Genomic DNA, 16,039 nt, shown 5'->3' on the forward strand with positions numbered 1-16,039 from the left:
TAAAGTTGCAGCCTGGTTCATCCATCAGGAATTGTTGGGCGACGCATTGTTGATATTATGTTATAAGAAGCCGTGATTTCGTTCTATCGTTTCTAATTTTGACCTGATCTATCTAAACTTACGAAGGCGACCATTTTGGTAAGTCCTGACGTTAATTGCCCAAATTGTGGTTCGGCCAATCCTGCCGGATCGAAATATTGCCAAAGCTGTGGAAACGCCCTGTCCCTTACGTGTACAGCGTGCGGAGCCCCAGCTTTGCAAAAGGCAAAGTTCTGCACGGCCTGCGGTGCGTCTTTGGTCGGATCAGCGTCGGTCAAAAACTCAGAGCCAGACAATTCAGCACCACTAACGCCTGCATCCGAAAATGTTGCGGAACGGCGGCAACTGACCGTTATGTTCTGCGATCTGGTTGGTTCTACCGCGTTGTCCGAAAAATTTGATCCCGAAGACTATCGTGAGCTTATCACCCAATATCGCGATTTGGTCGGTAGCACGGTTGCTAAATTTGGCGGTGAGATCGCAAACTATGCAGGTGATGGCGTTGTGGCTGTCTTTGGTTACCCCGTCGCGCAAGAGGCGAGTCACTATTCGGCCGCGCTGTGCGCGCTTGAAATTACCCAGATGGCAGAGGGTATTGAAGTCGGATTTTCCAGCCAGCCGGTTGCGACCAACGTTCGCATCGGAATGCATACCGGACCCGTTGTTGTTGGCACCGCCAACAGCTCGTCATTGGACGAAAAGATGTGGTTGTTCGGAGACACACCAAACGTGGCGGCCCGTATTCAGTCCGTTGCCGAGGTCGGGCAAGTCGTGATCTCCGAGGTGACGCGACGCCTGATTGGTGAACGGCTCGACTTTGTGTCTTTGGGCGCGCCGCAATTGGCAGGGATTAGCGCTCCGCTAGAGCTGTTTGAGGCCCGGCAGAAGGTTTTGGGGTTCGAAACGGGGCGCAAAGACTTTTCACACGACAAAACACCAACCATCGGTCGGACGGCGGAAATTGCCTTGGTCCGATCTCGGTGGGAGGGTGCGCTGGAAGGTGAAGGGCAAGTGCTGCTGCTGACCGGCGATGCGGGTGTCGGAAAATCTAAGATCGCCTTTGGGTTGAGCGATGATCTGGCCGAAGAAGATGCGTCGCAATTCATTCTGTTCGGCTCACCGCTTCATCAAAGCAGCGCATTTTACCCGATAAAAAACGCGCTTACGGCGTTGACCGGAATGACACCTGATGAGACTCCAGAACAGAACCGGGCTAAGATCATCGGGTTTTTGTCTGAACTCGGTCTCGATGATCCTGACTGTGTTATGCCCATTCTGCGCCTAGTGGCGCTGGAAGACACTTCAATCCCGGCTGAACCAATGGCGCCTGAACGGGAAAAGGGTGCGTTGATCGAAGCGTTGCTGCGGCTTTGCGCAGGATTAGAACAATCTTCACCGCTAATGTTGTTGCTGGACGACGTACATTGGTTCGATGCTTCCACGCTTGAGTTTGTCGACGGATGGGTTGAACAACTGTCAAACCGGCGCTGCCTGGTCTTGATGACGGCCCGCAGTGAATTCCAGTCACCCTGGCGAAACCAGTCACATGTCACCACCTTGGAGCTGAACCGTCTGGTCCGGCGCGATATCTTCAAACTGGTTGAAAGCATTTCGGGGATCCGGCCTTCGGATGAGGTTCTGACCCAGTTGGCAGACCGAACCGATGGCGTGCCGCTGTTTGTCGAAGAACTGACTAAAATGGCGATGGAATCCGGTCTGCTGGCAAGCCGGGGGCAAAGCAAGGCCGAGTTGTCCATGGCAATTCCGGAGTCTCTGCAGGATTCCTTGATGGCCCGGCTGGACCGGTTATCCGCCAGCCGCGAGATCGTGCAGGTCGCTGCTGCAATCGGGCGCAACTTTGAAAGAAACCTGCTTAGCCACGTTTTGAAATGGAGCGACCAGGAAATCACCAGAGCGTTGGAGCAGCTGCTTGAAACAGAGTTGATTGTTCCCGCCGGGCTGAGAGGCGTGGAAGACACATATCGGTTCCGTCACGCCTTGGTACAGGATGCGGCGTATCAATCCATGCTGCGTTCGACAGCGTCCAGATGGCACGGTCAAATCGCGGCGGTTCTTGAAGAGAACTACAAGGAAATTGTTAAACACGAGCCAGAGATTCTGGGCCATCACTATTGGCGGGCCGGTGATTATTTGGCGGCCGAGCTCAATCTTATGCGGGCCGCGCGCCAGGCATTGGATCATTCTGCAAATGTTGAGGCCATCACCCATCTGCAACACGCCCTGGAATGTCTGCAGGAACTGCCTGCGTCGCAAGACCGCGACCGGCGCGAGATTGATCTGCAAATCACCATCGCGGTTCCTTTGGCGTTTGTACGAGGATACGCACACAATTCGGTCCTTTCCGCATATGCCCGGGCACAAACCTTGTGTCGTGAATACGGCGAAACAGAGCGGTTGTTCAAAGTCGTCTATGGCCAGTTCCGATCGACAATGCTGGGGGGCGAATATGCTGTATCGAAACAGAATGCGGATCGCCTGGTGTCGCTTTGTCAGGATCTGAAAAGCCCTCTTGCCATTGTATCCGCCGAGAGATCACTTGGCTCGCTACAGACATATCTTGGCCAGCCGCAGGACGCCCTAACGCATCTGCAGGCAGGGATTGATGTCAATCTGTCGCTTGAGCACCGGTTCATGGGGCTGGATTTTGACGTCGTTGATCTATCCGTCGCGCTTCAGGGATATCGTGCGCTGTCTTGCTGGTTGTCAGGCGACACGAAAAGCGCTTTGGAAGCGATCGAAAAGGCCGTGCTTCACGCGGAAGAAACAGCGCATCCCTTCAGTCAATCCTTTGCAAATGCATTTCTGGGTTGGATCTCGCAGTTCCGCGGTGATGAAGACCTTGTACTGGAAAGCTCGGCCAATCTGATTGCGCTGTCAGAGGAGTACTCGTTTCAGTTCTGGCGTGGATGGGCGCGGATCATGAACGGATGGGCACGCCGGAACGAGTTGGGCGACGGCACGCTGAAGGAAATCGAACTTGGTCTTCAGGAATGGCGGGATACCGGCTGCCGGCTGGGGTTGAGTTTCTTTCTGTATCTTTATGCAGACGCGGCCATCCTGCACGGACATCTCGAACTCGCAGAAGAGCTTTTGGACGAAGCCGAGAAGATCACTTTGGGAGGGGGTGAACAATTCTGGATTGTCGGTTTGACCCGGCTAAGAGGACGTCTGGCGCTTGCCCAAGGTCATGAAGAAGCGTGTATCGATCATTTCGAGCAGGCTGTCAGTTTGGCGCTGGACCGCGGGCATTTTGGTCCGCTGCTGCGTACGATCAAAGAGCTGGCAAAGCTTGATCCAACCCCCGATTGCCTGAACCGGATCAAAAAAGCGGTTGAAGAAGTCGCCGGGTTCGATGGTCCGGATTTGGCCAAGACACGCTCTATTCTGAGTAAACTTGGAACTGCAAAAACGGAGAGCTCATCACAGGACATTTGAAACATACGAGATAGTCAAAGCCAGTCGGGAGGACATAGCCATTATGACTAAGAAGAAATCAAAAGGTGACCGCTGCCATCAGACGAATGTCACCGGTGTCATGCCAAAACTGCCCAAGCAGTTTGATACGTTTCCCTTCTATTATGCCTCTCTGCAATGCCAATGGATGTATTGGTATACCTCGGTCGAAGTCGCCAAACCCTTCGTCAAGGGTACAGGATTGTGCGTGGCGGAGTTCCCCGATGAAAATGGAAAGAACAAAGCTGTCATTCTATTGAATTTTCAACGCTACACCGCCCACTATGACAATTCCTTGGGCTTTGTGAACGAGGTTGAATTTAACCTTCTGGCTTACCCTTCGAACCGGGTGCCCGGCGTTCCGAAGATGTCCCTGACCGAGTATCTGCACGGCCGCGATCAGACCAAGACCATCGGGCATCTGCGAATACACGTAGCCGCAGACAATGCGGTTGCTGTCAAGGCTGGGCGTCAGGCCTTTGGCGAGCCCAAGTTTCTGGGGCAGTTCAATTACAAAGTGCCGTCGCTGAACGCCAAGATGAAAGGCCATCCGCCAATCTCTCCGAAATCCTGGTGGATTCAATTGGTCAACCCCGACGACCCGCAAACCATCGTCTACGATTTGACCGCCGATTTGGGAAAGCTTAGTGGCAATCAGTGGACGACAACAAATTGCACTCCGATCCCAGAATTCGCGACCGGTCTTGGCCGCACTGTTTGGACCCGCTGGACAATCTCGGGCCTCTTCGAAACTGCAATGCTGGACAACAAGGACGGCAAGCGCATCGCCAAGACATTCAAACTGAAACTCGGCAACAACGATTTCCCGATGACACGGGACATGCATCGGTTGTTCACCGACTTCACCCCTGTCGCCGTACAGGTTTTTGAAAGCCCCCCCGCCTGCTTCGAGCCGCGCGGGTTCTACGTGGATGCCATTGATGGAGACCGCCATGTCACAGCATGACAACAGTCCCGCCCATCAAGCCTTCCTGACGGTCAGCGCGGCATTGACGGGTTACAATAGTGCCGAGTTGCAAGGGACCGGGTGCACCGGGGAATACTGGCATCAATTCCGACAGGTTCTACCAGAAGAGATTTTGAGCCGGTTTCTGTCTCACGCTCAATCCCTCGGGCAAGGGGACGATGATCAGATTATCCGCCAAACTTATCTGTCGGACAGGTGCCTTGGCCCGATTGCGCGTTCGCTGATTCAGCTTTGGTACACGGGTCAGTGGGTCCCGCTTTCGCAAGAATGGCGCGAAAGCTACGGCGCTTCTCGCTTTGATGTGGTCAAGATCATCTCGACACGCTCGTACAAGGAAGGGTTGGTCTGGGACGCCATCGGTGCCCATCCCATGGGGGCAAAGCAGCAGGGTTTTGGTGCTTGGGCGCTTGAACCTCCTCGGAAACGGGAGGCGGGCCAATGAACGCGATTACAGACGACGACAGAACCTATGATGTGGTCATTGTCGGCGCTGGATTTTCTGGTGCCATTCTGGCGAAAGAGCTTGTGTCAGCAGGGCATACAGTTCTGATCCTCGAGGCCGGTGCAGATCACGGTAAAACGTGGGAGACCTACCGATCCTATCTGGATCAGTACTACCTCTCGTTGGCGAAAACACCGAACTCACCCTATCCGGATCTGCCGACTTTGCCGTCACCTTCGGTGCTGGACATTACGGCGGTTCGCGGCACCGAACCGGACACGAACGGGTACTTTGTTCAACGTGGCCCGTTGCCCTTCGGCAGCAACTATCTGCGTGCCTATGGCGGAACCTCCTTGCATTGGCTGGGCACCAGCCTTCGGATGATGCCCGCAGATTTCGAAATGCAGAGCAGGTTCGGCCAAGGGGTCGATTGGCCATTTGGCTACAAGGATATTCGATCCGACTATGAAAGAGCCGAGTGGGAAATCGGCGTCTCTGCGGACGCCGAGGAACAGACACCCAGAGCGCTGGGAATAAAGACCTCGGGCAAGCATGATAACCGTGGGTACTTTGCCAAAGGATATGACTTCCCCATGCACTCGATACCCTCGTCTTATATCGACGGGTTCTTTGCCCGGGCAGACGGCATGCCCATTGAAATTGGCGAAGACCCTAAAGACACGGTCAAACTGAAAGTCTCACGCACGCCGCAAGGCCGCAACTCAACCCCGCGTAAGCCAAAGAATGCCAATGGCATACCCGTGGGCCGCAAGATGCGGCATCAGTTTCGCCCGCGAGGATCGACCGGTCCATTTGCTTATATGGGCCAACGATGCGAGGGCAACTCAAGCTGCATCCCGATCTGCCCAATCCAGGCAAAATACAATGCGATGAAAACGCTGGATGATGCCAGGCATCTCCGCAAACATCACATGAAGACAATCACGCAGGCTGTGGCGTCCAAGGTCGAACTTGCCGAAAGCGGTCGGGTTACGGGTATCGTTTACAAGAAGTACCCGTTCCCCGGCGTCGCGCAATACGAACTGCGCCGTGCCAAAGGCAAACAATACGTCCTTGCCGGTGGAGCGGTGGAAAACGTAACTCTTGCGCTGGCTTCCGAGATTTGTCGGACCAGCGGCGAATTGGGCCGCAACCTGATGGATCATCCCTACATGATGACTTGGGGTTCCGCGCCCGAGCCGGTTGGTCCGTTTCGTGGGCCGGGATCGACGTCAAGCTACGCCAATTTCCGGGACGGGACCTTTCGTGACAGAACTGCCGCACATAGGCTCGAGATCGGAAACTGGGGCTGGAACTTTGCCACCGGGGCCCCAAACACGGATGTGGCGCGCTTTGTTGAGCAGGAGAACCTCTTTGGCAAAGCCCTTCGTGACAAACTATATCACGACGTTCAAAGACAGGTTCGCATCGGTACGATGGTCGAACAACTACCCCGCGCAACCAACCGAGTCACGATTGATCCTGCCTATCGCACACCGATGGGTGAATATCGCCCTGTGATCAGCTATGATCTGGATGACTATTCGCGGGCCGGTTTGGCGACGGCGTACGACACCTGTACCCAGATTTTTCAGCGCCTGGGTATTCGAAACCACACGGCCTACAACCCATCTGACGCCGGATATTTCACCTATGACGGCCGGGGATACACGTTCTTTGGCGCAGGTCATCTTGTCGGAACCCATCGGATCGGAACACACCCGCGCAATTCGGTGACTAATGACGTAATGCGAACTTGGGATCACGACAATTTGTGGATGGTAGGCGCCGGATCAATGCCAACAATCGCAACATCGAACCCGACACTCACGATGTCGGCAATGGCTTACCGAGCCTCCAGAGCAATATCGGATGCTGTTCGGAAAGGGGGTGCAAAATGACCTCGAAAGACAAACTGGAGAAAGAGCGCGCGACACTGTATAAACTGTTTCAGGACGCGCTTATTCTTGAACTCACTACCATTCCTCCCTATGCGACTGCGTGTTATTCGATCCTCGAACAAGGCCAGTATGACCGGTCTGAGCCAACAATCGTAAACGCCGAACCCATCGAAGTGATCCGGCAGGTTATGGTCGAAGAAATGCTGCACATGGTTCTTGCGGCGAATGTCATGAATTCGATAGGCGGAACTCCGGAGCTGAACAATCCTAAGCTGCTACCCAAATACCCCCAGCCACTGCTAAACGGGCGCGGTCCAACTGTTTATCTGCGCAGGTTTACGCCAGACCAAATCAAGAGCTTTCGTGCCGTTGAAACGGCACCAAAAGATGAAAGAGCTGCGAAGAGCGGTGATTATCATACGATCGGAGGTTTTTACATCTACATCCGGGAAAGGTTGCGCAAAGCCTGTGATACTTATGGGGATGCCGCGATTTTTACTGGTAATGAGGCACGACAAATCACCGACGCCGACTATTTCGGTGCTGGAGGTGAGGTGATCGAGGTGATTGGCACCCCGTCGCAGCGCCGTAAGGCCGCGCTGAAGGCGATAAAGAAAATCATGGATGAAGGGGAAGGCGCAGACCTTGGTCACAGAGCTGGCGACAATGACATCATCCCTGGCCCTGACCACCGCGAGGATGTTGCGCACTATTTCAAATTCAACGAAATCCTGCACAGCCGGTATTATAAGCCAGATGATAGCATAGACGGCCCGCCCACCGGTGGCGACCTCATCGTCGATTGGAGCGCGGTATCCCCGATGCGGGATGATCCGTCCGAAAAGGATTTCAAAAACGCGCCAGAGATCGCAGAAATATCTGCTGAATTTAACGCGGCCTGGTCCGGCCTGCTTGATGGTCTGCACATCGCGTTCAACACGGACAAGACTGCGCTAAGGTCATTGGTCCCAGCAATGTATGACATCAAGTCTCTGGCGCAGAAATTGATGCGTATTCCTTTGCCGGATGGATCAGGGGAAACTGCCGGACCAACCTGGACGTATCTTGCAAAGAGAAAGAGTTGATCGCTCGTTTCGTTGCAAGTCGATGAATACACGCCGCAGCTATTTGGTCAAATTCGGAAAGCAATAATTTGCTGTATTAACAGCAGCATAGCGAAGTCCTGAATCGGCCAAAATGATCTGAAATAGCACTCGAATAGCGCTATTTATCGTGCGTTGTTTCTTGACTCACCCAGGATGCGTGAGGATTTGAATCCACGACGATGACTTCGGTCAATCGATATGAACCCACCGGGCGCGCATCACATGCCAGTTGGTGGTGAAACTGCGAAACTAACGCATCGCCGTCATCTCCCGTCAGCAATCGCTTTCAGAGACGCAAATGTGGGCACGCGAACGCAGAAGCGAAGACCTAGGGTGTTTTCTGGACCGTGTATAGCTCAATCTCCGAGGGACTGGACTTGCAAAGGTCCAGAAAACCTACCCTATTAACCGCAATCAGCCGCCGCTCAGTCGTAAGCTGCCGTCACGATCATTTCGACCTTCAATACATCACGGGCGAGCTTGGATTCTCCGCAGGCGCGGGCGGGCGCGTGGCCTTCAGGCACCCAAGCGTCCCAAACGGCATTCATCTCGGCAAAGTCTGCCATATCCGCCAACCAGATTTCGCATTTTAGGATGCGGGTCTTGTCGCTGCCTGCCTTTTGCAAAAGATCCTCAACCTTGGCCAGAATGTCCTGCGTCTGATCTGCCACGGTCGGCGCGTCCGAAGTCTGACCGCACAGGTAGGCAACGCCGTTGTGTTTGACGATCCGGCTCATGCGCTGACCGGTTTCGATGCGGGTGATTGTCATAACTTGTACTTTCTCATTGTTGAATTTAGCAGTGATTTGAGCTGCCCACGGCACAAGCGTTGAAATGCCAATGGGAGCCATAGATCAGAAGCCGGCATTACGAGGCCGAGGTTCATTCAAGTCAGATTGTCCGCCAGTTCATTTTGATATCCAAAAAGGGCCGGCAGCCCGCCGGTGTGCAGCATAATGACCTTCTGACCCGGTTTAATCTTCTGGCTTTCAACCAGATGCATCAAACCGGCGAATGTCTTGGCGGAATAAACCGGGTCGAGGAAAACCCCTTCGGTCCGTGCCATTTTTTCTAGTGCGGCACGCGTTCTTGCGTTCACTTTGCCGTAACCTGGCGGCAATGCATCGTCATAGACATCGATCCGCGCCTGCAATTGAGCGGCATCAACATCCAGCAAGTTTGCAAGGTTCTGTAGAACGATCATCATGCGGGCGTGTTGCTTCTCGCGATCTCTGCGCACGCATATTCCAAATACCGGGGCCGTGCTGCCTTCCAGTGCTAAACCGGTCAGCAATCCGCCATGCGTAGCACCACTGCCTGACGGCACAACCACCGCATCGAAATTGGGCATCTGGGCGCACAATTCCTGTCCGCCAACGACATAGCCCAACGCCCCCAGAGGTGGATGATTCAAGCCCAGATGAATGACGTATGGCGTGCGGCCTTGGGCCTTCAATTCGTCAGCACGCGCGTGCAATGCCGCGTCGGCCCCAGCTTCGTCGTCGCCCTCGGGATAGCTCACATGCTCGGCACCCAGAATCTGTGCCAAAAATACGTTCCCGGACCTGTAATACTCTTCGTCCATATCTGGGACACGCTCTTCTAATTGAAGCACGGATTGCATGCCCAGCTTAGCGGCCGCCGCGGCTGCAGATCGGACAAAATTGGACTGAACAGCACCGGTGATTAGAATGGTATCGGCACCTTGTTGCTGAGCATCGCCGAGGTAGAATTCGAGCTGCCGTGTTTTATTGCCGCCAAACACAAGCTCCGTCAGATCATCGCGCTTGAGCCAGAGATCGATCCCCAATTCCGCCGACAACCTGTCTAACCGTTCCAGAGGTGTCGGGCCCGACATAAGCCGGGCGCGAGGAAATCTCTCCAGATTGTCGTTTCGTTGCATCGTGTACCTCCCGGGATTATGCAATCATGTAGGCGCGCTGGAACAGGACACAGCAAGCGATGAAAGAAACCACGCGGATCGCGGCTATGACGACCGACTGCGGCAAGTAAGGGCCCCCTGCCCGTCCAAGCAGGCTGCCTACCAGCGTGATTATGACAAAGCCGAGCAGTTGCGGCCCGTATGTGATGGCCTGCGTTTCGGACAGGCTGTGCAACAGGAATGCAATGCCGTAAGCCACCAGCGCGATGGGTTGCACCAGCTTGGCCACCTCTTTGGCTGAACGGCCCTTTGCGATCAAACCAAACACCATAAGTGGGCCCGGTGTTGCCGCCCAGACGGTTGCAAGCCCGGACAGTCCTGTAATGGCTGAAAACCCAAAACGCCCGATTGTGCCGCGCAAGGGAAGCAGGGTGGTGATCAAGCCGATCAACAACAAGCAGGCCGTCAAGGCCAGAACAAACGCCTCGTTCAACAACGGATAAACAGTAAGACCGGCAGCTACACCGACACAACATGCGATGATCGCATTAAGAATGAGTGGCTTGTTGTTCTTCAGTACATGACGGTCCGTCGCGACTACTGACACAAGGGTATTCAGCAACAGCAATATGGGAACCGCCGTCGAGGTGCCGAGCAGGATCATCATCGGGGGACCCGCGATGATACTGAAACCGATGCCCACGCCAACCTGCAGCATTGCCCCGAGGCAAATGGCGGCCATCAAAATAGACAGATCAATGGTCACATAGCACTCCTGCAGCTTTGGCATTGTTGCAAGACCTCAGATATCCTGAGGTTACGGCCATGGTCCATGTCATTCCTTCATTCGAATTGATTGGCACGCACTAACGCTGCCAGGGCATCAATCCAGAGTATAGCTCGCGGGCCGCTACGGAATGTGCCATTTGCGCAAGTGTCGTCAGATCATACACGGGAAGGCGCAGTTCTTCCTGAAGGCGCGATGCGTAGGGCGGCAGGTCTGTACACTCCAAAACCAGCGAGCGGATATCAGGGGCCTCAAGCATCAGGCTACGGGCTGCGTTCAGGACCTCGGCCTCGATCAGGTCTGTGTCCATACGGGTGCGGGTATTCCGCAAGATCACTTCTGCAAATTCACTAGTGTCCTCCAGTCCCTTCACCGCCACCGGAACACCGGCGGCACCGACGCCTTCAAAATGCCGGGCGGTCAAAGCAGACGCGTCTGCAGTCAAAACACCCACCGGAGCGTTCGCGCCGGTCATGTGATAAGCCAGCGGCACTTGGATCAGGCTGGAGGCAAAGACGGGAACAGAAACCGCTGCCGCCAGTTCCTTTTGAAACAGCGCAAGAAAGCCACAGCTGCCGGTAATGGCGCGCACGCCTTCGGCCTCAAGCCGTCTGGCACCTTCGATGAAGGGTTCAAGCAATTCCGGCGTAGGGTTGTTCAGAAGTTTCGGGACAGTCACCCCGTCGATCATTTCATACAGAACCGGAAATGGCAGGCTGGACGGGTTCTTGATATGGCCCGGTGGCTTTGGGAAATAGCTTTCAAGGCAAAGCACACCGATTGAGGCCCCGCAGATATTCTGGCCGCCTTGATAAATTGGCATTGTCATCAGGTCCTTTTTTGATTTGAACGTTCAAAACCGGGTTGGTGTATACGGTTCTAGATCGATATTCAGGATGCGATCCGAGACGATATCCGCCACTAGCTCGCCGGTTTTCGGGGCCATCATCAGCCCGTAATGAGAATGCCCGAACGCTGCATAGAGTCCCTCTTGGCCTTTTACTTGCCCGATTGCGGGCAAGCTGTCCGGGAATGACGGGCGCCGACCCATCCAAAACCGCGCCTCACCTGTATCAAGCTCGGGCATCATGGCCTTGGCCTGTTGGGACAGGATTTGCTGCTTCCGTGGGTCAGCGGGTGCATCGGCGCTGCCGAATTCAGCCGTACCGGCGACCCTAAGCCCCCCAAGCATCGAACTTGCGACCACCTTTGCATCCACATCCATGACCGAGTTGTTCAGTTCGACCGCAGGGGTTGGGAATTCGACATGATAGCCCCTTTCGGCCACGAGAGGCATAGGCAATCCCAATGGTTTCAACAGGTCGGCAGACCATACGCCTGCCGCAAGAACAACATGGCTGGCGGTTAGCGTATCCCGCGCAGTTGCAATCTGCCAACCACCCTCTTCTGCGGGGGTAAGCTTGGTGACTTCGGTTTGCACAATCTCAGCACCTTGCACTTGCGCCTTTTCGGCCAAAACCGCTCCCACACGTCCCGGAGCGGTTACACGCGCTTGCCCTTTGATCACGATCGCACCTTTGAACGCTTCGGACATAGCGGGCTCCAATCGGCGCAGTTCGTCACCGTCGACGCGTTCCAGATCGCCGCCTTTTTCTCGGCGGATAAGATATCCAAGCCCGTCCAGATCAGCCTGCTCCGGTCGGCGAAATGCGTGGATGTAATAGCTATCGGTGATCAGGTTCTCGTGCCCGGTACCATGTAAATGACGCCGGTACAGATCGACGGAGGGGCGACAAAGAACCTCCATCGCGTCCGAGACTTCGCGAACAGTTTTTTCTCCTGAGTTTCCGAGAAATCGCAACCCCCAAGGAATCATTTTGGGCCAGAAGCTGGGCCTGACTGACAGCGCGCTCTTTGGGTCAAGCAGCATTTTGGGCAGCATTTTCCAAATACCGGGCATTGCTTGCGGAATGATCGACCAAGGCGAAACCACACCAGCATTCCCGAACGAGGTTTCCTGACCCGGCTCACCTCGATCGATCAGCCGAACCTGAATGCCCCTTTCCTGCAGCGACAAAGCGCAACAGATGCCGACGATTCCTGCGCCGATGATGGTCACTTGTTCTGTCATCAGTTCAGGCCGGAGATTGACTGCGGTTGCGCGCGATCAATTGGGTGACGATGACAGGCGAGGCAACGGCCAGCGCGATCAGGTCTGCCGTCAGGCTGGGCGCGACAAAGATAATCCCCGCAAGGGCCATCAGAATCCGCGCCGCAACATTCATCGGTTTCAGCCAGTAGCCCACAACCGCAGCCGACAGGGCGATGACCCCGGCGATACAGCTGGCGGCGGTGTAAGTGAACTCCCAGAAATTGAAGCCGGTTGAGGATACGAACAGCAGAACTGGCGCATATACGAAAGCCATCGGCGCAATCACCTTGCCCAATCCAAGAGTGAATGCCGACAGGCCAGTGCGGAACGGATTCGAGTTGGCAATTGCAGCAGCCGCGTAGGCCGACGTACAGACCGGGGGTGTGATTTCTGACACCACGCCGTAATAGAGCACGAACAGGTGGCTGGCGATGGGAGGAACGCCGAGCTGCGCCAAAGCAGGCTGTGCGACCGATACCAGCATGATGTACAACGCTGTGGTCGGGATACCTGCGCCCATCAGGATACAGACGATGGCTATGAAGACCAGTGAGATGAACAGCTGCAGGTCTTCCATGGCAAACAGCTGGAAGCTGCCGAACGAGATCATGTTGTAAATATCTGAAGCCAGATTGCCCGCGCCCTGTGTCACCATGAAGCCAATGCGAAAGCCGATGCCAGTGGTGTTGATCACTCCGACCACGATGCCAACCGCAGCCGCTGCGGCACCAACGGCCAGCGAGTACTTCACGCCCAGTTCGACCGCCTGCAGCATCTCGGGCACTTCAATCCGTTTCTGTGGATTCAGCGTGGCAATAACCGACAGGCCACAAAGGATTGCGGTCATCGTCAGGTCGAACCCGCCATCCGAAAATTTCCAAAGCACAAAAGCCAGGAAAGCCGCGGCATAGACCAGCGTTGGCGGCTGTTTGATCCGCGACATGCCCGCGATGACCGCCAGAGAAATACCGCAAAAAGCGGACATGAATGGCGTGTAGCCCGTAAACAGCACCACCAGCAGGCCGATCAGTGGCACGATATTGGCCCAGCCTTCCGCCCAGACGGCTTTGAGTTGCGGCAGTTGCTCTTTCGCCAGACCCTTCAGGTTCAGCTTGCGTGCCATCAAGTGCACCACAGCGAAGACGCCGACATAGTGCAGAATTGCCGGGAAGATCGCTGCGATCACAATGGTGGTGTACGGAACCTCAAGGAACTCGGCCATGATGAAGGCCGCAGCGCCCATGATCGGCGGAGTAATCTGGCCGCCGGCCGAAGACGCAGCCTCAACCCCGCCCGCAAAATGGCCCGGGTATCCGAGGCGCTTCATATTGGGGATAGTCAATGCTCCGGTCGATACGGTGTTGGCCACCGATGAGCCCGAGATCGTGCCAAAGAAAGCTGAGGACACGACTGATACCTTTGCTGGACCGCCAGTATAACGGCCCGCAAGTATAGTCGCGTTGTCGATGAACAGCTGCCCCAGACCGGTGCGTTGCGCGATGACGCCGAACAAAACAAAGTGAAAGACGATAGTCGAAACCACCCAGAGCGTGACGCCGTAGATACCTTCCTGCGGAAAATACATCGACGATACGAAGGTTTTGAAATTCACGCCGGGATGCTGCAGCAGTCCGGGGAAGTACGGCCCCAGCAGGGCGTATGAGATGAAAACACAGATGATAAGGGGCAGCACCCAGCCCAGCGTGCGCCGCGCAATGTCCAGCACCAAAAGGATGATGACGACGCCCAGAAATACATCATAGTTGTTGGGGTTGCCCATCCGGAACGTCTGTTCCTCGATCCCAAGGAACGGAATGCCGCGCCAGGCTATGCCAACATAGAGCGCGGCAATGATGCCAAGCGCCATGAAAACCAGATCATAGAGCGGGATGTTACCGATGCGGAACCGGCTGACCTTAAGGGCATAAAGGCTTTTGGCCCCGACAATCGGGATTGTGGCGTAGACCAGAATGAACAGCAGGGCGAGGTAGATGCCCATGTGCCAGTGGTCTGCGGGCAGGCCGAATCCGGCCGTGAAGAATTCGTAGAACGCTAAAATCAGGGCCACAACACGGAGAACTTTTCCAGCGGTGGGCGTCACCTTTCGGACGGCGGCACCTTCATCGAACTGTTCCTCGATGGCCGCTAGTTCCTCGGCCGTCAATTCGTGGTCATCAAGTTTCTGGGTCTCGGACATGATGGCCTCCCGATTTCGCATAGTTCCAGTGTGCGGTGCCCCACATAGGGGCACCGACGATACGGTTCAGTTTGTTGCGTTTACTGAAGAAGTCCGGCTTCTTTGTAGAACTTCTCGGCACCCGGATGCAGTGGAACACCCAGCGCCTCTACACCATCCAGCGCGGTATCGGGCGTGATCTGCTTACCCTTGGCATGGCCGTTGTCCAGTAGCTTGCGGGTGTTGTCGTTCCACAGGGCTTTGGTCAGCTGATAGACCAGATCTTCAGACAGATCCGAGGACACGACCAACATAGCACTGACCGCAGGGGTCTTGGTTTCCGCGTCTATGCCTTCATAGACACCACCCGGAATGGCCGAAGGGATATAGGCCGGAATGATCTCGTTGATCTTGGCCAGATCTTCATCGCTGAACGAATGCAGGTTCATGCCTTTGGTCGAGGACAGTTGTACCATCGCAGCAACTGGCCAGCCCGCAGCGTAGAAATAGGCGTCTAACTGACCGTCAGCCAAACGCTCGGCGCTTTGACTGTTGTTCAGTTCGGCTTCATCCATATTGTCGCGGTTTACACCCCAGGCGTCGAGCATCTGCAGAACAGCAACCTGCGTACCCGATCCAGCCTGTGCGATACCGACGCGCTTGCCTTCCAGATCACCCAGGTCGTTGATCGTCTGACCGGCGGGCAGCACGAGATGCAGGTCCTCGGGGAACAGATTTGCAACGATGCGAAGGTTGGGATGAGGTTTACCCTCGAACTTGCCTTCGCCCAGATACATTGAACGGGTCACATCGGCTGCGGCCAGACCGGCCTCAAGTTCACCATTCTGCACTGCCGCATTGTTGAACACCGACGCGGTCGTGGATTGCGCGATTGCGATCAGGCCCGGGACGCCACATTGGCCACCTTCTTCGCACGGGCGAGATCCCGGAGGGGCAGAAATTCCGTTGGCGATGGTGCCGCCGATGGGGAAGTAGGTTCCGCCTGCGCCACCGGTCCCGATGCGGAAGAATGTTGGATCCTGCGCCAGCGCAGGGGCGGCAAGCGCGCCTGCCAAGGCCAGTCCGGTCAAACATTTCACGAATTTCATAATCATCTCCGTTGTTGGATCG

General features: G+C 55.3%; 12 protein-coding genes. 5 read left to right on the top strand and 7 right to left on the bottom strand.

Translation table 11 applies throughout. The features are described from left to right. Nucleotides 1-135 precede the first annotated feature (135 nt). The 5 genes from ACR0NE_RS01960 to ACR0NE_RS01980 are packed head-to-tail and all read left to right on the top strand — an operon-like array spanning nt 136 to nt 7,929. Nucleotides 136-3,495, top strand: a complete 3,360-nt coding sequence (locus ACR0NE_RS01960) for an adenylate/guanylate cyclase domain-containing protein (RefSeq protein WP_170596478.1) — start codon at nt 136-138, stop codon at nt 3,493-3,495. 43 nt (nt 3,496-3,538) lie between these two features. Next, nucleotides 3,539-4,480: a hypothetical protein gene (locus ACR0NE_RS01965; RefSeq protein ID WP_170596476.1), complete on the top strand. Its 942-nt coding sequence runs from the start codon at nt 3,539-3,541 to the stop codon at nt 4,478-4,480. After that, entirely contained in the window at nt 4,467-4,943 is a 477-nt protein-coding gene (locus ACR0NE_RS01970) for a hypothetical protein (protein ID WP_170511783.1), read from the top strand. The genes ACR0NE_RS01965 and ACR0NE_RS01970 overlap by 14 nt, the downstream gene beginning before the upstream one ends. After that, nucleotides 4,940-6,844: a GMC family oxidoreductase gene (locus tag ACR0NE_RS01975; protein ID WP_170596474.1), complete on the top strand. Its 1,905-nt coding sequence runs from the start codon at nt 4,940-4,942 to the stop codon at nt 6,842-6,844. Before ACR0NE_RS01970 ends, ACR0NE_RS01975 begins: the two co-directional genes overlap by 4 nt. Further along, nucleotides 6,841-7,929 carry a ferritin-like domain-containing protein gene (locus tag ACR0NE_RS01980; RefSeq protein WP_170596472.1) on the top strand — a complete coding sequence of 363 codons (1,089 nt, stop codon included), beginning with the start codon at nt 6,841-6,843 and terminating at the stop codon, nt 7,927-7,929. Before ACR0NE_RS01975 ends, ACR0NE_RS01980 begins: the two co-directional genes overlap by 4 nt. 446 nt (nt 7,930-8,375) lie before the next feature. On the opposite strand, the gene ACR0NE_RS01985 is transcribed toward ACR0NE_RS01980, so the two are convergent. The 7 genes from ACR0NE_RS01985 to ACR0NE_RS02015 all read right to left on the bottom strand — a co-directional run bounded on the left by ACR0NE_RS01985 (nt 8,376) and on the right by ACR0NE_RS02015 (nt 16,017). Further along, nucleotides 8,376-8,720 (bottom strand): RidA family protein, encoded by a 345-nt coding sequence (locus ACR0NE_RS01985; protein ID WP_170394035.1) that lies wholly within the window; start codon nt 8,718-8,720, stop codon nt 8,376-8,378. 116 nt (nt 8,721-8,836) lie between these two features. Beyond that, a complete protein-coding gene (locus tag ACR0NE_RS01990) occupies nt 8,837-9,853 on the bottom strand; it encodes a D-cysteine desulfhydrase family protein (RefSeq protein WP_170596470.1) in 1,017 nt (338 codons plus the stop codon). Between the two features lie 16 nt (nt 9,854-9,869). Continuing rightward, the gene (locus ACR0NE_RS01995) at nt 9,870-10,622 is read right to left on the bottom strand and encodes a TSUP family transporter (protein WP_170596468.1); all 753 of its coding nucleotides are present in this window, start codon (nt 10,620-10,622) and stop codon (nt 9,870-9,872) included. A gap of 76 nt (nt 10,623-10,698) precedes the next feature. After that, entirely contained in the window at nt 10,699-11,442 is a 744-nt protein-coding gene (locus ACR0NE_RS02000; RefSeq protein ID WP_170596466.1) for an aspartate/glutamate racemase family protein, read from the bottom strand. 30 nt (nt 11,443-11,472) lie between these two features. Next, a complete protein-coding gene (locus ACR0NE_RS02005) occupies nt 11,473-12,711 on the bottom strand; it encodes an FAD-dependent oxidoreductase (RefSeq protein WP_170596464.1) in 1,239 nt (412 codons plus the stop codon). Between the two features lie 4 nt (nt 12,712-12,715). Beyond that, nucleotides 12,716-14,929: a TRAP transporter fused permease subunit gene (locus ACR0NE_RS02010; RefSeq protein ID WP_170596462.1), complete on the bottom strand. Its 2,214-nt coding sequence runs from the start codon at nt 14,927-14,929 to the stop codon at nt 12,716-12,718. Between the two features lie 80 nt (nt 14,930-15,009). Next, the gene (locus ACR0NE_RS02015; RefSeq protein WP_170394045.1) at nt 15,010-16,017 is read right to left on the bottom strand and encodes a TAXI family TRAP transporter solute-binding subunit; all 1,008 of its coding nucleotides are present in this window, start codon (nt 16,015-16,017) and stop codon (nt 15,010-15,012) included. Between the last annotated feature and the right edge of the window lie 22 nt (nt 16,018-16,039).

Source organism: Ruegeria sp. C9, assembly GCF_056537585.1.